Raw genomic sequence first — 14,721 nt, 5'->3', positions numbered from 1 at the left:
TGGCTACCGGCGGCTGTATGGAAAGCTGGGCATGGCGGCCCGCACCAGGTTCTGGGCCAGGCGCTCGGGCTTGAGGGCATTGTTGCCGGTACGCTGGAAGTCCAGCCGCCACGCCAGTTGGTTTTCGCGGCAGTCATAGAGCGTGAGGCTGGTTGTAGCTTCGCTGGCCGGAATAACGGACTGGTTACCCAACAGCGGCTCGTTGAGCAGGATGCGTGCTGCCAGCCCTACCCCATTGGGCAACGGCTGAAATAGCAGGGTTTCGCCCGATAAAATGGCATCGACTCCTAGCGCCTTCCGCACTTCCTCCAGGCTTTTGTCAGGCAGGTTTTCGTAGGTGATACCGGCTTGCTGCAACAGGCGGTTGGTTTCGCGTACGTCCTGAAACTGCACGGTGTAGCCGCGGGCGGGCTTTTGGGCCTGAAGCTGGTCGTAGAACAGTTCCTGCAACCGATAGGCTACGTGCCGGCCTTCCCATTGCTGCTTGGCAGTCCATTCCTGCTGAATACGCTGCTGAGCGGTGAGCGTGGTATCGGCCCCCGGAAACCGGATGTCGCTGAGCCGGATACGGTCCTGCTCTACGTCAAAAGGCAGAATGGCCACGGTCCGGTGTGCGGCTAGGGCCGTTTGGTTGAGGGTGCTGGTAGTGAAGCGGCCGGGGGCGCAGCAAGTAAGCGTGGCGGCCAGAAAGAGTAGTAAAACGCGTTGCATACTGCAAAGAGGGTTGCAAGCCTAAAGTGGTTGTATACAGCTACTAGTCAACGCACAAATTTTGTTGATTTTCACCTCTTATTGCTACTACCTCGGCTGTAACTAACCTTTTAAATCAGCGGTATAGTGAAGAGTACATCACCCCAACTCCTCACCACCGCTATGAAAACCACTTTGCACGCAGCACTTCTGCTGCTGATCGGCTTGCTGAGTGCCTGCTCGCCGGCCGTAACTGTTCAACAAAAACCGGGCGTCGACTTCAGCAATTACCGCACCTACGACTGGGCTAAAACCGACGTAAAATCAGCCGACTCCAAGAATCCCATTTACAAAAGTAGCCTCAACGACGAAATCATTCAGAGTGCCATCAGCTCGGAGCTGTCCAAGCGCGGTATCCGGCAGGCGCAGGGCCGTACCAAGCCCGATTTCTACCTCACTTATCATCTCTACATTGAAGAGGCCGAGCGCACGGTAGCCAACCCGCCGGCTACTGGCTTTGCATACCCCTACGCCATGTCGTACCGGGGCCGGTTTCTGCCCATCAACTACGGCTATTTCTATTCGTCGCCGTATTACAACACCGGCTACCGCACCGAAACCTACCAGGAAGGCACCATGATCCTGGACTTTGTAGATGCGCGCACCCACAACTTGGTGTGGCGCGGCTCAGTGGCCGACCCGGTAGGCAACCCAGCCAACATCGGTACCGAATTCGCTAAAGCTGCCAAGGACATCCTCGACAAGTTTCCGGTCGGCGAAAAAAACTAGCTGGCTTTCTGCCTTACGCAATTGCCCTACCGCCCCCGTTCAGTTGCTGAGCGGGGGCGGTTGTTTACTACTACCTTTGGGGGTGCAGAATTCAACTCCCGATTTTCCGGCTGGCTCTCACAGCTGGCTGAGCGTGTCCTGTGTTTCGTTGCAGGAAAAGGGTGCTTCGGCCTTGCAGGAGGTAAGCTTCACGCAACGGCAATTTCAGAGGCTGGCTATTGCAGGTGCTACTGGCGCGGGCAAGAGCACCCTGCTTCAAATTATAGCGGGCCTGATTCAGCCTACTGGCGGCGAGGTCCGGTTTGAAGGCGACCGGGTAAAAGGCCCCACCGAACAGCTCATGCCGGGTCATCCGGGCATTGCGTATTTGTCGCAGCACTTCGAGCTACCGAAGTTTTTGCGGGTGGAACAGGTGCTACGCTACGCCAACCGGTTTGGGACGCTGGACGTGCCTACCCTGTTCGAGGTATGCCGCATCAGCCACTTGGCTACGCGCCAAACCAACCAGCTTTCCGGCGGCGAACGGCAGCGTATTGCCTTGGCCCGGCTGCTGCTCACGGCACCTAAGTTGCTACTGCTCGACGAGCCATTCTCCAACCTCGACCGGGTACATAAGGCCGTTTTGAAAGCTGTTATCCAAGACATCGGCGACAAGTTGGGCATCACCTGTCTGCTGATTTCGCACGACCCTACCGATACGCTTTCCTGGGCCGAGGAACTGCTGGTACTGGAGAACGGCCAGTTCATTCAGCAGGGCACCCCAGTTCAGATTTACAATCACCCCGTAAACGAGTATGCCGCCGGCCTGTTCGGCGACTATAACTTGTTGAGCGGACCAGCAGCCAAGGCGTTTGCCAAGCTCAGTGGCATTAAGGCCAGCCGCCAAGCAAACAAGCGCCTATTAGTTAGGCCCGAGCAGCTGATACTGAGTGCCACCGACAACGGCGGCGTGCTCGGCACCGTGGTGGCTACTCGGTTTTTTGGGAGCTACTCGGAAGTGGATGTGCAGGTACTGGACACGCAAATACTGGTGCGTACCACCGCAGCATTGGCAGCGGGTACTCTTACATACGTTTCGGTGGCGGCTGCGGGCGGATGGTTTATGTGAAATGCTGGCTAGGTTCGCTACGCACCGAGGCGCTGAAATAGGCGCTGGTATAGCCACCGGGCCAGCCTAATGCCTGGCAAATCAATCAGCCGGTACATCAGCCACGCCAGCAGCAATAACACGGGTACCGTTGCCAGTAAACTCAGCGCCACGCCAGCATGGTAGCTAATCTGAGAAGGCAACGCCAAGAATAGGGCGCTGGTGAAGGTGGCAATAACCAGAAAGTGCAGCAGATACAGCGAAAACGAAATACTCCCTAGCCACCGCAACCACCGGGCCCCGAGGATGCGCCGCAGTGTGCCTGAAGCAGTAACTGCCGCAATGAAAGCCGCTGCCCCCAAAATGTGCGCTAGTTGCATGGCCCGGTCGTGCGTGAGCCAGTCTGGCTCTAGCAAACGGTAAGGCGTAGTTTCTATTTCTATGAACCCGGCCTGCGGAAATGAACCCAGCAATACAGCCGCCAGCAACAGTAACCCAACCACAACCCGCCGGTAGCGCCGCACCGCCACGAGCCAAGTGATATGATGGCGGGCGTCGTTGAGAGCTATGCCCACTGTAAAGGCGGCGAGGTAGAAGCTAAGGTTGGAGAAGTGCAGTACCACCAGCATAAACCCGTAGAGCCAGCCGCGCCGCCGAAAATCACCGAATAGAGCGAGAAAAGCGAATACAAAGTAAGACCCAACTAACTCGGTGTTGAGCGTCCAGTGAACGGGGTTGTACTTAGCTTCGCCATTGAGCGGTACGCGCACTAACGCGTCGAGGGCCAGTTCCCAGCCGGTGCCGAGCGGCTCCTGCCAGAAGCCCGACAGCCACGTGTTGCCGAGTTGCTGGCCCAGCTCCACATGCCGAAACGCTCCGGCCCAGTGCAAGCCAGTTGCTAGCAGCACCGAAAATCCAACTGGCACCACCAACCGCACATAGCGCCGTGCTGCTTGTGAGCGTATGGCCGCCAACTGACCAGTACGGAAATACTGCTCGCTGAGCACCACTCCACTCAGCACAAAAAACAAACACACCGCCAAATGCCCCCCTAACAATACATTGAGCGGACCACCCGCTACCAGTAGCTCCCAGCTCCCAAGTCGGATAGCGTGCGGGTCGGCCGTGATGAGTGCAGGGTAGAATATGCTAGCCAGGTGATGCACTACCACCACCACTGCCGCTAAGCCCCGAATACCGTCGAGGTAATGTAGGGTGTGCGACGAATGAGCAGAACTAGTGGAAGCAGACACCCTAAACAAAGGCTAGGTGAAACGATGCAGTAAGCCAGCCCGACAATGCGCTAGCTTAGTAGGCCGCTTCACTCCGCAGCCAACAACGCGTGGTGAGCATAAACCAAAGCCGGGAGTCGGCCAAGGAAGTAGCCTGAGTTGAGGCAGTGCAGCTACAGAGGTATATTACTTGGCTGCTTTGCCGCCGCGTGGAAAGCGGGGGTCTTCCGAGGCACGCAGCGTGGAGTCTGGCACTTGCACAAAGCGGCTGTCAATGAAGCCTTTGGCGCTGTGCTTAGGAAACAGCTCCCCGCCCGGCTTGGGTGCCACCGTATACAGCCCATTCACCGCGGCCGATTTTAGGTCGATGGTGTCGCCGCGTTTCACAATCAGAATACGGGTGTACGCGGAGGTATCGGGCTGCATGTAAATAGCGGCTGTTTCCGCCGTTACGACCACCGGATACCGAAATTTATCGGCGTGTCCGCAGGCAGACAACGCCAATACGGCTAGCACTGTAAGTTGCTTCATGGCCGCCAAGCTACTGCAAACTGCCGGATTTCTTACGCGCCGCCGGGTTATGTAGCGGGGTCAATCAACGGTTTTATTGCAAAGCGTCTAGCGCCTGCATCGGTTCTTAAGCAGTCGGGCAACGCTCTTTTAAAAGGTTCTTTCGCAAGAAAGCGTTTGGGTACAGACGCAAAAAAAAGGGTAGCCTTTGTACAAGGCCACCCTTTTTGTGCAATCAGTATACAAGGTGCTCGCACTTACTGCGGGCTAGTAGTTGTAGTGCTGGACTTCATTTTGGTTTTCTTGGTTCGGGCTTTGTCCATGTCTTTATTGCCCTTCATTTTGCCGGAGCGTCTCGCGCTACCCGCCGTGGTTTGGGCAGGCATATCGCTGGCGGGTTGAGTGTTGCTAGCGGGCAATGTACCCAGTGAGCCAGATCCTTGCGCTGGTGGCGCAGATTGGGGGCTGGTGTTGCCGTTTACGGTGGGCGTGCTACCTGGTGTGGTAGTTTGAGCGAAGGAGGCAGTTACACTCAAGGCCAAAGCGGCGGCGAAAGCAAATACGATTTTCATAGCGGAGTGAATAAGTGAGGGAACGATCACCGGATGTTGGCTCTCGGTAAGCATACGTGAAGCCGCAAGCCAGTGTTCGTACGCCAGGCGATAATATCCTGGCATAGGGCTTTGGCCGCAGGTGCAGCGCATTATAACAATGTACGCCAGCCTAATTGCTGGGCACCCACATACAAACTGCCAGTAGTTTCGTATCTGTAAAGCGCCTGAGTTACTATTGCCGCGTATATGGATACTAATACATCGTTTCTACTAGACGAGCAACGGTTCCGCTCGCTATTCGATAATAACCCAGACTTGGTGCTGTTTCAGAACAATGCTGGCACTATCCTAGATGCGAACCGGGCATTCTTTGCCCACATCGACAAACCCAAAGGGCACGTTCTGAACCGGCCTTTGTCGGACTTTTTGCCGCCCAACAAGCGCGCCCTATTTCAGCAGAAGCTAGCGGAAGCATTTCAAGGCCAAACGGTGCGTTTCGACACCGACGTGCAATTTGATAGCCTACCACCGCGGCAGTTTGATATAACGCAGGTGCCACTAATGACGGATGGCGAGGTAACAGGAATACACGTCGTATTCCGAGATATTACTGACGTAACGGTTGCGCAGCTACTTATCCAGCAACAAGCCCAAAAGCTCAACACTGTATTTGAAGCCATTACCGACGCTTTTTTTCTGGTGGACCACAGCTGGCGCTTCACTTACCTCAACAGTGAAACGGAGCGGGTACTGAACGTACAGCGGGCTGCTGTTATGGGCCAGAGCCTATGGGACGTATTTCCGGAGGAAAGCAACGGCGTTTTCTATCAGCATTATGTGCAAGCGCTGCACACGCAGCAGGCAGTGCATTTCGAAGGCTTTTTCGAGCGGCTACAGATGTGGTTCGATGTAAAGGCGTTTCCATCGGAGGAGGGCTTGTCAGTCTACTTTGCCGACATTACCGACCGGGTGAAAGCCCACGAAGAGCTGTACCGGCAGAACAACGATTTGCAGCAGTTCACCTACATCGTATCGCACAACCTACGCGCGCCCCTAGCCAATATTATGGGGCTAGTGGACCTGCTGGCCTCGCTAGAGCCCAATTCCACTGATTTTCAACAAACTCGCCAGCATCTGCAACTCAACGCTCATCAACTGGACACCGTGTTGCAGGACATGAATACCATCCTCACCATCCGCGACAACCACAATGTGGTAGCGCCCGAGCAAGTGCCGCTGCTGGATGTAATTGAGCAGGCCTGCCGAACCCTGGATGCGCCTCTGAAGCAATGCCGGGGCACCCTCCAGATAGCCGTGCCTGATACTTTGCGCGTGCATGGCAACCGTGCCTATCTCCACAGCATTTTCTTCAATCTGCTTTCCAACTCCATTAAGTACCGTGCCGATTCACGGTCGTTGCAAGTGCAGATTGAAGCAGTGAGCAGTTCCGAGCAGAACATTGTGGTTACCTTCGCCGACAACGGCTCGGGCTTCGATTTGCAGAAGGCCGGGGCGGATGTATTCAAGCTCTACAAACGGTTTCACTCACAGCACGTTGGCCGTGGCATGGGTCTGTACTTAGTCAAAACACACGTGGAGGCTATGGGCGGGCATATTTCGGTTAGCAGCCACGAGGGAGTAGGCACCCGTTTCACTATCCACCTACGCTAAGCACCACATGGATATTCTACTGATTGACGACAACTCGACCAGCGTGTTTCTGACGGAAATGCTGCTAAAGCGTGAGGGGGTTTCGAGTAATATTCATTCGTTTTTTACAGCAAAAGAAGCCTTACGCTACATCCAGCAGAGCCTTCCTGATCGGGTGCCTGCCATCGTTTTTCTGGACTTGAATATGCCAGTGATGGATGGCTGGGAGTTTCTGGAAGCTTTGAAGCCATACGAGCAGCAGCTAGCCCACCGGTGCCATATCTACGTGCTTACCTCGTCGCTTGCCACTGCCGATGCCACTAAAACCAAAGACTACTCGTTGGTGTCAGGCCTGATTCATAAGCCAATGGATAGCCAGATGCTACGCGTTATTTGGGCAGAAGTAGCAGAGCAAACAAGCTAGAACCACGGACATTGCATGGCTTGCAATAGCCTAGTAACGAATAAATGGCCGTCGTTTTAAGCTAGGGGCTTAACCGGGCACTCTGAAGCTGCGCTTGGCAACAGCTTTACCAGGCGCACATCGGCGCTCGGGTGGCCTTCATAGGCGGGGAGTTGCCAGAACAAGCCGGCCACAAACGGCAGTTGTTGGCCCCAACCTAAGTTTCGGCGTGTTGCCTAAAAAAAGGCTATCAACACGGGTGGCTACGAGGCACCTATGTTCAGCAGGCGCTGAAGCTCTTGGTTGACGAGGTGGTCGGCGGCACGAGTGGTTTCGGGCAGGCGGTAGGCCGGAGCACAACGCAGCACCCAGTAGCAAGCCGTAGCCAACGAAACCTTATGCCCCACCGACACGAACACTGGGTTGATACAGGACTGGGTGCGCACCGCTTGTCCTACTATTTCTCCATCCAATATCAGTTCGGCGGTGCTGCCTCTTAGCGGCTCCAAACTGTGATATTAACCCACCAGTCTGGTTTTAGCGCAGCCAATAGTAGGTAATCCGGTAGTTACGCCCAGATGGCAAGCCAACCCAAAGCGGCGTGGATGCGCCACCCCCTGCCCGTCGCAGATTACCAGATCAGGAGACCTGGGTAGCTGTGCTAGGGCCTGCTGAATGGGGGGCAACTCGCGGAAGGAAAACAGACCCGGAACGTAAGGAAAGGTAGCCCGCTGCTGCACGATAGCCGTGTGTTGAATTTCTAGGCTGGTGGCATCCAGTAACACAGCGGCCGCCACTAACAAGTCGCTGTGTGGTGAGTAGGCTACATCTACACCCGCCACAGTTTTAATGGCAGTGGGGAGTTGGTCGTGAGCTACAACGAGAGCCGCCAGGTGGCGCTGCTCCTGTTCAGCGGCGGCTTGGTCGGCGGCAGAGAGGACGCTAAGCATAAGAGAATTACTGATTCAGGGTGGAGGACTGTTTTTAGCCCGGTACAACCGCAAGATGGTATAGTACTCATCGTGCTCTGTGATTCGTAAATCAGTAAGCTGTATACCGTGGGCGTCCCAGCTTTGCTCGGCTATCTTAACCCCGTGCTCATACGTTGTGTGGCTTTTGAGGGTACCGTTTTCGTACCATTCCGTAACGTGCAGCGTATGGGGCACCTCGTCAGCTACGGAACGACGCTTGATCTGGCCTGCCGGGTACCATATGCTACCTGCTTGCGTATCAATGCCCTTGCGGAAAACGGATTCGGCTTGTAGGCTGCCATCCGGATACAGCTCTACCCCAACGCCCGTGAAGGGCTGGTCTCCCCACAGGCATATCACTCCATTGGGGCTGTAGTGGAAATCTAATTCGTCGCAATCTATTCTGTTCTCAGGATTCATGCGGGTATACAACTCACATACTAAACTATACTACCGGTAGGCGTGATGATACCGATAACTGCACCGGATTGCGCGTTAATTTCAACAGTGAAATATTCATCCTGCATACCTAAAGGCATTGGAATATCAAGCGAAATGCGCCACACTGGATAGGACACTGCATCTTGGTGAGCAAGCAATTTCCCGACTATGCTTTGTTCCCTAAATGGAATGGCTCTTTTTTGCAGCGCATCTAGTGCAATCCGCGTAGCTTCTTGCTCTGTGAGTAGGTTGTTCATGTGGTACGACGATTTATTTAGCTCAATGACTCAATGTACTTAGTTGCTGCAACCATTTCAGACTTGGAAAACAAGTGCTGATGGTCAACAATCTTGTCGAAAACGTATTTTTCACGTTCGTATCGGCTTTGTTTCTGATAAGCAGCTTGGCCCAAAGCAGCCCATTGTTCGGCATGTTGGGTTTCGTGAAACGCTTCAAAATGAGTAGCTCCTTTGCGTAAATACATTTTACCCAAGGCTGGATCAAAGCCAGCACGAGCAAAACTGGGTAGCACTCCTTTCTTATCAATAATCAAATCAACTTTGATTGCCGCCAGCTTTTGAGAGAGGTTTTTCAACTCTATTCTACTGAGTCTCGCACTACCTAGATAACCGGTGCGGGCACTTTGCGGACGTTCAGCGAAAAGCTTTTTTTCCTTGTCAAAGCGCATGAAGTCCGTTGGAGTAACAACAGGCATAGTTGGCCGCGCTCTAAGTACTGCTGAGGGCAGGTACTCTGCCGGCTTGCTCAGTGCTCGGTAGCGGGTGTCTTGGTCGGCATCCCAGGGGATGACGCTGTGCGCTTCCGAGAACTGGCCTTGCACTTCCTTAGCAGCCGCCGACAGGTTGAGTTCTACCTCAAATGAGCCTTAGCCGTACTGGCCGCGCGCATCGAAGCGGCATTGGTAATGCACGCAAAAGGCATCGTAGAAAATAACCATTTTCGCTTTCTGGTCCTCGTTCTGGAAGAAGATCAGGCGTCCACTCTGGCGGCGGTGGGGGTCGAGCATCCACTCTTCCCAGAAGCTCCAGGTGGCGGCCTCCCCTACTAAGGTCAGCTCGATCAGGCCCAGGCGCACGTCGGTGCTCGGGCGGGTTATAGCTAAAGGCGCAGCTTGCCATGCGGACCTAGAATATAAAGCATCCGGCCAGTATCATCGGCTATAAACATGAAAAAGTCGTGCTGTTCAAATACGCCCGGCTCACTAACGTAGGAGACGCACCAGTAGGCCGCAGGCGTGTCGGTGGTAGCACCTGTCGTTACATCAGTGAATTGAGCGGCAAGCCCTTCCTGGGCATCGTAAGTAAGGCCATACCGCTGAAAAGTTTCTTTAGCAATAGCAATGGCTTGGTTCGCTGTTAGTTTAGGCATAAGTAGTTAAGAAATGATTTCTGACAGACCTTGCTTCTTTCGCAATCTGTTGATGTAATCGGTAGCGTCTTGGCGTTGCTCAGCCGTAATATTCCCCTGCTCTTTTGCCATCAACTGGTTGTAAACGTAAGTTTCTTTCTCCAGTCGAGTTTGCTGATTGTACGCTTCACTGCCTAACTGGTGCCATTGCTCGGCATGATACATTTCATGACTGACTTCATAATGAGTTGCCCCTTTTCGCACATAAATTTTACGAGTGCTAGCCATGAATCCAGCCTGACCACCTGCTTCATTCATCTTTTTCTCAATTTCAGAGCCCTTGCGTACAATTTCCATCTGCACACCATAGGTGGATAGAAGATGCCTTTGAAATCGTTGCAGTTCTTTACGGCTTAATTTACGTCCACCTTTATATCCTTCCCCGCTTCGGGGTTTATTGGACCATTGGTTTTTCTCTACCCAATCAGTTGGCGCTAGCTCAGTAGTTGCCTTAGCTGCCAGGGCTGCCGAGGGCAGGTACTCCGTGGGCTTGGTGAGGGCGCGGTAACGGGTGTCTTGGTCGGCATCCCAAGGGATGACGCTGTGGGCTTCCGAGAACTGGCCTTGCACTTCCTTGGCCGCCGCCGACAGGTTGAGTTCTACCTCAAACGAGCCCTGACCGTACTGGCCGCGGGCATCGAAGCGGCAGGTGTAATGCACGCAAAAGGCATCGTAGAAGATAACCGTTTTGGCTTTCTGGTCTTCGTTCTGGAAGAAGATCAGGCGGCCACTCTGGCGGCGGTGCGGGTCGAGCATCCACTCTTCCCAAAAGCCCCAGGTGGCGGCCTCTCCTACTAAGGTCAGTTCAATGAGGCCCAGGCGCACGTCGGTGCTGGGGCGGCCTTCGTAGTCGGTGATTTGCCAGAAGGAGAACGAGCCGGCTACAAAGGGCACTTGCCGGCCCCCAACCTGAATTTCGGCGTGTAGTATAGGCATCAACGCATAGGATAAGTAACGGCAGCCAAGATATACGGAAAAGCCATACAGCCCAGCTATTACACTGGCTTAGTGATGCCGGCTGCCAACCCGACACAGCGGGCAGTGAATACTAACAAGATTCTGGCATTCAAAGAACATTGGCAGTGAATAGTGTTCTGATAGTGTGGGTGTTATTTCACACGCATATTTCACTACTCCGTTCTCACCATCTATGAAAAAGCAAACGTTGTTCCCGGTTCTGTTGGCTGCCCTGTTGTACGTAAGCACCACGGAAACTGCCTCGGCGCAAACCGCTATGCCAGCCGCCAAGAGCGCTACTGCCTCCACTGGCAAAGACCTAGCAGCCAGCGCGGCGCTTTCACCCAACCACACTACCCTGCTCAAAGCGCTGCAAGCGGCCGGCCTGGCCGACAAAGCCAAAGGAGCTGGTCCTTACACGGTATTCGCACCTGATAATGCCGCTTTCGATAAGCTACCGGCCGGTACGGTTGCCACGCTGCTCCAGCCTGCCAACAAGAAGAAACTGGCCGGATTACTTTCCTATCACGTGGTATCCGGCAGCGTAATGGCCGCCGACCTTAAAGACGGGCAGGTAATCAAAACGGTGCAAGGCGAATCGTTGACCGTGGGCGTGCAAGGCGGTACCGTCACTCTCAAGGATGCCAAAGGCGGCACGGCTACCGTCACCCAAGCCGACATCAAAACCACCAACGGCGTGGTGCACTCCATTGACACGGTGCTGATGCCTGCTAAGTAATACGGGGTTCACTGTCACTTTAGAAATAGGCCGTCCGGTATCGGGCGGCCTATTTTTATGGATACCGCCCAGCACAGCAGCTCCCTAGTGCAGAGGCATTGTGCGGTAGCTGTTTAGCCAGCGCCCACGTACTACTACCTCAACCGTTGCCTGTGCCCGGCTTGCAGCACCTCGCTGGGCACCGGCAACCACTCCACCCCTACCCCACGCCACCTATGCACTTGCACCACACCCGCCACGGCTCCGGCAAACCGCTCCTGCTCATCCACGGCCTCGGCGGAACCAGCAACTCCTGGAGCACCATCCTCGACGAGTTGGCCGCCCACCACGAAGTAATAACCATCGATTTGCCCGGCCACGGCCAGACGCCCCCGCTCCCCGGCCCCAACACCTTCTACGCCCTCACCGACGCCGTAGCCGACTGGCTCCGCGCCCAACAACTGGAAGGCATAGCCTGCGTGGGCTCCTCGATGGGCGCACGCATGGTGCTGGAACTGGCCCGGCGCGGCACGGTAGGCGCCGTAGTAGCCCTCGACCCCGGCGGGTTCTGGCGGCGCTGGCAGATTCAGTTCTTCTATTACTCGGTGGCAGGCTCGGTGCGCTTGTTGCGGGCGGTAGAGCCGGCGCTGTCGGCTCTCACGGCCAACACCGCGGGGCGGACGCTGCTGCTGGCGCAGTTTTCGGCGCGGCCGTGGCGCGTGCCCGCCGCGGTGGCGCTATCCGAGCTGCGCAGTTTTGTGCACACTCCTATCTTCGATGAGCTGCTGCGCGACCTAGCCTACGGCAAAAAGCAGGAAGGCGCTCCGCGTGGCAGCATCCGGCATCCCTTGGTAATTGGGTGGGGCCGGCAAGACCGAGTGTGCTTCCCCAGCCAGGCCCGCCGCGCTACCGCCGCCTTCCCCGATGCCGCCCTGTACTGGTTCGACCACTGCGGCCACTTCCCGCACTGGGACCAGCCCGCCGAAACCGTGCAGCTGATTCTGTCGGTAACCGGCCGGGAAACCGCCTCCTCGGCCGCCAGCGCCCCCGCCCACCAAGCCGCCGAGTAGCCACCGCTTCTGACAGTAGATAAACGCAAAGCCCCCGGCTGTATGGTCGGGGGCTTCTTTATATATGCAAACAATTCAGCTATTATAGCAGTAATTGGAGAGGCTAGATGGGCAAAGGATAAGAATTAGTCATATAGCAAATACTCATATTTGTAATTACAACCAATATTTCATCAGGCGATTAATAGTTCCAAAATACAAAATCCACTAATATCACCTTGACATGCAATACATGCTAGAATTTTTATTATCCAATTAACAAATAAGCCAGTATCAAACATTTAAAGACAATAAAAATGAAACTTGAATCATTCAGAGTATTCAATTACAAATCTATCATTGACAGCAAAGAATGTTATCTGTCTATAGATAATATAACTATTCTTGCCGGCCAGAATGAAGCTGGCAAATCATCAATTTTAGAAGCGCTTCGAGACTATGAAAACAATAATTACAATATTGATTCTATGCGCTATGAGAACGGAGAACCACAAAACCCGCGCGTTATTTGCAAATACTCAGCTAATAAAAATGAAATTCAAACTGTATTTGTGAAGGAATTTGCTTCCAAAGATTTAAAAAAATTATATTCATCTGTTCCATTGCTTATAAATGATAAAAATTTTATAAATACACTAAGAAGTGTAAATACGTTTTCAATAGAAAAAATATTCAACGAAAATAGCCATGAAATAACTCTCGTTGGAGAATCTTACGAAACAATCAAATCTTATATAGAAACTTTACTAAACAGCGAAAACAATGAATTATCTGAAGCTTTACTTAAAGAAGCAAGCAATGTTAATTCAGTAAATAATACAACGGTAAACAATGAGGAAATCACAGAGGATCTTGATGAAGAACCCCTAAATCCAGAAGAGATAAAACTAAACGCACCCCCTAAAATAGAACTACCTACACTCGAAAAATTCATGAGTGAAATTGCAAATATTTTATGGAGAAATACTCCATACTTAATATTTTTTAGCGATTTTGTATCAGTGCTGCCAGAACAAATATTTGTAAGTGACTTAGATAAAAAAGAAGGCATTGATGGTATACAAGCTGTCCATAATATTGAATCCTTTTTAGGAACCAATTTCAAAAATTTTTCTAAACAAGCGGATTTTCAAGTAGAGGCTTCTGAGGAAACATTTGAATTAAAGTTGTCTAAAGATTTTAATTCGAAATGGAAACAGAGGATAGGAGACTCAAAAGGGGTAACAATATCGGTTAAATATTATCAAGGTGGTTCAGACAAACAACCTTATTTGAAGTTTTATATTCAAACTAAAAGAGGCGAAAAATTATCTCCTCAAAGAAGAAGCCAAGGTTTTAGATGGTTTCTGTCATTCTATATTCAACTTAATACGAGTAATGATAACAAAGGAAAAATTATATTACTAGACGAACCTGGACTACATTTGCATTCTAGAGCGCAGTCAGATATGCTAGATCTTCTGGAAAGTTTATCCATTGATAATCAGATAATATACAGCACTCATTCTCCTTACCTGATTCCAACAAAAAAACTACACAGAGCTAGGCTAATATTTAACACAGCACAAAATGGAACAACTATCGAAAAAATTACGACAAAAATATCTCCTCAACAATTAGATGCTTTAAAACCTATAATAGATGCAATTGGCATGGACGTAGCTCACGACTTTTCTCTAGTCAAGAAAAAGAACGTTGTGTTAGAAGGAATTTCTGATTTTTATTACATGAATGTGATAAGGAATTTTTACCCTATAAGTGAAGAAATATCATTTATCCCATCGATGGGAAGTCCAAACATGAAGCTTTTGATAAGTTTATGCATAGGATGGGGGCTTGAATGGTCCGCTATATTCGATGAAAAAGGCTCATCCTCAGATGTAAATGCAATAAAGAAATCCTTGGGAGAGGGTGAGGATTTTTATAAAAAAAAGCTTTTCATAATAGAAGGATGCGATGGAATAGAGGACATGTTTGAAGAATCTGACTTTAAATTAGTTAATAATATTTTTGACAGCAACAATGGAAAAATAAGTGAACACGTAAAACATTTTGGTGGAAAAGAATTATTTGCAAGATTATTTTTATCAAAAGTAGAAATTGGAGAAATAAAACTCAGTGATCTAAGTAAAAAAGCAAAAGGACATATGAAGACTATTTCAGAATTTATAATGAACAGCTTTTCATAGCCTTATAAATCTTAGCTCATAACACGATTACA

At 51.8% G+C, this 14,721-nt stretch carries 17 protein-coding genes and 1 pseudogene; 7 read left to right on the top strand and 11 right to left on the bottom strand.

Annotation, left to right across the window (positions count from 1 at the left end):
* Positions 1 to 3: 3 nt before the first annotated feature.
* The gene (locus G536_RS0102305; protein ID WP_022821965.1) at positions 4 to 711 is read right to left on the bottom strand and encodes a hypothetical protein; all 708 of its coding nucleotides are present in this window, start codon (positions 709 to 711) and stop codon (positions 4 to 6) included.
* Positions 712 to 873: 162 nt separating this feature from the next.
* Between G536_RS0102305 and G536_RS0102300 the strand changes: the two genes are divergently transcribed.
* Together G536_RS0102300 and G536_RS0102295 are read left to right on the top strand one after the other, a co-directional pair.
* Complete coding sequence (locus G536_RS0102300) at positions 874 to 1,479, top strand: DUF4136 domain-containing protein (RefSeq protein ID WP_022821964.1); 606 nt, start codon at positions 874 to 876, stop codon at positions 1,477 to 1,479.
* A gap of 82 nt (positions 1,480 to 1,561) precedes the next feature.
* Positions 1,562 to 2,587, top strand: coding sequence for an ABC transporter ATP-binding protein (locus G536_RS0102295; RefSeq protein WP_051166860.1), 1,026 nt, complete (start codon positions 1,562 to 1,564; stop codon positions 2,585 to 2,587).
* Between the two features lie 17 nt (positions 2,588 to 2,604).
* On the opposite strand, the gene G536_RS0102290 is transcribed toward G536_RS0102295, so the two are convergent.
* The 3 genes from G536_RS0102290 to G536_RS0102280 form a co-directional block, all read right to left on the bottom strand.
* Complete coding sequence (locus G536_RS0102290) at positions 2,605 to 3,819, bottom strand: acyltransferase family protein (RefSeq protein ID WP_071837649.1); 1,215 nt, start codon at positions 3,817 to 3,819, stop codon at positions 2,605 to 2,607.
* 165 nt (positions 3,820 to 3,984) lie between these two features.
* Positions 3,985 to 4,329 carry a hypothetical protein gene (locus G536_RS0102285; protein ID WP_022821961.1) on the bottom strand — a complete coding sequence of 115 codons (345 nt, stop codon included), beginning with the start codon at positions 4,327 to 4,329 and terminating at the stop codon, positions 3,985 to 3,987.
* 236 nt (positions 4,330 to 4,565) lie between these two features.
* Complete coding sequence (locus G536_RS0102280) at positions 4,566 to 4,880, bottom strand: hypothetical protein (RefSeq protein WP_022821960.1); 315 nt, start codon at positions 4,878 to 4,880, stop codon at positions 4,566 to 4,568.
* 228 nt (positions 4,881 to 5,108) lie between these two features.
* Between G536_RS0102280 and G536_RS0102275 the strand changes: the two genes are divergently transcribed.
* A complete protein-coding gene (locus G536_RS0102275) occupies positions 5,109 to 6,533 on the top strand; it encodes a sensor histidine kinase (RefSeq protein ID WP_022821959.1) in 1,425 nt (474 codons plus the stop codon).
* 7 nt (positions 6,534 to 6,540) lie between these two features.
* Positions 6,541 to 6,936: a response regulator gene (locus G536_RS0102270; protein WP_022821958.1), complete on the top strand. Its 396-nt coding sequence runs from the start codon at positions 6,541 to 6,543 to the stop codon at positions 6,934 to 6,936.
* Positions 6,937 to 7,178: 242 nt separating this feature from the next.
* Here G536_RS0102270 and nfi read toward each other — a convergent pair.
* The 7 genes and pseudogenes from nfi to tssD (G536_RS0102240) all read right to left on the bottom strand — a co-directional run bounded on the left by nfi (position 7,179) and on the right by tssD (G536_RS0102240) (position 10,691).
* Positions 7,179 to 7,865, bottom strand: a pseudogene (gene nfi / locus G536_RS32665) (deoxyribonuclease V).
* 15 nt (positions 7,866 to 7,880) lie between these two features.
* Positions 7,881 to 8,306, bottom strand: coding sequence for a toxin-antitoxin system YwqK family antitoxin (locus G536_RS0102260; RefSeq protein ID WP_022821957.1), 426 nt, complete (start codon positions 8,304 to 8,306; stop codon positions 7,881 to 7,883).
* 20 nt (positions 8,307 to 8,326) lie between these two features.
* On the bottom strand, positions 8,327 to 8,584 hold the full coding sequence (locus G536_RS31985; RefSeq protein WP_022821956.1) for a PepSY domain-containing protein: 258 nt from the start codon (positions 8,582 to 8,584) through the stop codon (positions 8,327 to 8,329).
* A gap of 17 nt (positions 8,585 to 8,601) precedes the next feature.
* The gene (locus tag G536_RS0102255; RefSeq protein WP_157530336.1) at positions 8,602 to 9,042 is read right to left on the bottom strand and encodes a zincin-like metallopeptidase toxin domain-containing protein; all 441 of its coding nucleotides are present in this window, start codon (positions 9,040 to 9,042) and stop codon (positions 8,602 to 8,604) included.
* Positions 9,043 to 9,213: 171 nt separating this feature from the next.
* Positions 9,214 to 9,444: a type VI secretion system tube protein TssD gene (gene tssD / locus G536_RS0102250; RefSeq protein WP_281170596.1), complete on the bottom strand. Its 231-nt coding sequence runs from the start codon at positions 9,442 to 9,444 to the stop codon at positions 9,214 to 9,216.
* Between the two features lie 2 nt (positions 9,445 to 9,446).
* Complete coding sequence (locus G536_RS0102245; RefSeq protein ID WP_022821953.1) at positions 9,447 to 9,716, bottom strand: hypothetical protein; 270 nt, start codon at positions 9,714 to 9,716, stop codon at positions 9,447 to 9,449.
* 6 nt (positions 9,717 to 9,722) lie between these two features.
* Positions 9,723 to 10,691 (bottom strand): type VI secretion system tube protein TssD, encoded by a 969-nt coding sequence (gene tssD, locus G536_RS0102240; protein ID WP_022821952.1) that lies wholly within the window; start codon positions 10,689 to 10,691, stop codon positions 9,723 to 9,725.
* Positions 10,692 to 10,905: 214 nt separating this feature from the next.
* Between tssD (G536_RS0102240) and G536_RS0102235 the strand changes: the two genes are divergently transcribed.
* The 3 genes from G536_RS0102235 to G536_RS0102225 all read left to right on the top strand — a co-directional run bounded on the left by G536_RS0102235 (position 10,906) and on the right by G536_RS0102225 (position 14,689).
* Positions 10,906 to 11,451 (top strand): fasciclin domain-containing protein, encoded by a 546-nt coding sequence (locus G536_RS0102235; protein WP_022821951.1) that lies wholly within the window; start codon positions 10,906 to 10,908, stop codon positions 11,449 to 11,451.
* 152 nt (positions 11,452 to 11,603) lie between these two features.
* Complete coding sequence (locus G536_RS25865) at positions 11,604 to 12,500, top strand: alpha/beta fold hydrolase (protein ID WP_211223310.1); 897 nt, start codon at positions 11,604 to 11,606, stop codon at positions 12,498 to 12,500.
* A 296-nt stretch (positions 12,501 to 12,796) separates the two neighbouring features.
* On the top strand, positions 12,797 to 14,689 hold the full coding sequence (locus G536_RS0102225) for an ATP-dependent nuclease (protein ID WP_022821949.1): 1,893 nt from the start codon (positions 12,797 to 12,799) through the stop codon (positions 14,687 to 14,689).
* The last annotated feature ends 32 nt before the right edge of the window (positions 14,690 to 14,721 follow it).

This window comes from Hymenobacter norwichensis DSM 15439 (assembly GCF_000420705.1).
In the GTDB taxonomy this organism is placed as follows: Bacteria; Bacteroidota; Bacteroidia; order Cytophagales; family Hymenobacteraceae; genus Hymenobacter; species Hymenobacter norwichensis.
Note: the sequence above shows the minus strand (reverse complement) of the source record. Positions and strands in the feature narration are given on the sequence as shown.

What these genes read in the sequence shown, in the direction of transcription:
- tssD (WP_022821952.1), bottom strand. Translation starts at nt 10,691, where the DNA reads ATGCCTATACTACACGCCGAAATTCAGGTTGGGGGCCGGCAAGTGCCC.
- G536_RS0102245 (WP_022821953.1), bottom strand. Translation starts at nt 9,716, where the DNA reads ATGCCTAAACTAACAGCGAACCAAGCCATTGCTATTGCTAAAGAAACT.
- G536_RS31985 (WP_022821956.1), bottom strand. Translation starts at nt 8,584, where the DNA reads ATGAACAACCTACTCACAGAGCAAGAAGCTACGCGGATTGCACTAGAT.
- G536_RS0102305 (WP_022821965.1), bottom strand. Translation starts at nt 711, where the DNA reads ATGCAACGCGTTTTACTACTCTTTCTGGCCGCCACGCTTACTTGCTGC.
- G536_RS0102255 (WP_157530336.1), bottom strand. Translation starts at nt 9,042, where the DNA reads ATGCCTGTTGTTACTCCAACGGACTTCATGCGCTTTGACAAGGAAAAA.
- G536_RS0102275 (WP_022821959.1), top strand. Translation starts at nt 5,109, where the DNA reads ATGGATACTAATACATCGTTTCTACTAGACGAGCAACGGTTCCGCTCG.
- G536_RS0102235 (WP_022821951.1), top strand. Translation starts at nt 10,906, where the DNA reads ATGAAAAAGCAAACGTTGTTCCCGGTTCTGTTGGCTGCCCTGTTGTAC.
- G536_RS0102280 (WP_022821960.1), bottom strand. Translation starts at nt 4,880, where the DNA reads ATGAAAATCGTATTTGCTTTCGCCGCCGCTTTGGCCTTGAGTGTAACT.
- G536_RS0102300 (WP_022821964.1), top strand. Translation starts at nt 874, where the DNA reads ATGAAAACCACTTTGCACGCAGCACTTCTGCTGCTGATCGGCTTGCTG.
- G536_RS0102260 (WP_022821957.1), bottom strand. Translation starts at nt 8,306, where the DNA reads ATGAATCCTGAGAACAGAATAGATTGCGACGAATTAGATTTCCACTAC.
- G536_RS0102225 (WP_022821949.1), top strand. Translation starts at nt 12,797, where the DNA reads ATGAAACTTGAATCATTCAGAGTATTCAATTACAAATCTATCATTGAC.
- G536_RS0102270 (WP_022821958.1), top strand. Translation starts at nt 6,541, where the DNA reads ATGGATATTCTACTGATTGACGACAACTCGACCAGCGTGTTTCTGACG.
- G536_RS0102285 (WP_022821961.1), bottom strand. Translation starts at nt 4,329, where the DNA reads ATGAAGCAACTTACAGTGCTAGCCGTATTGGCGTTGTCTGCCTGCGGA.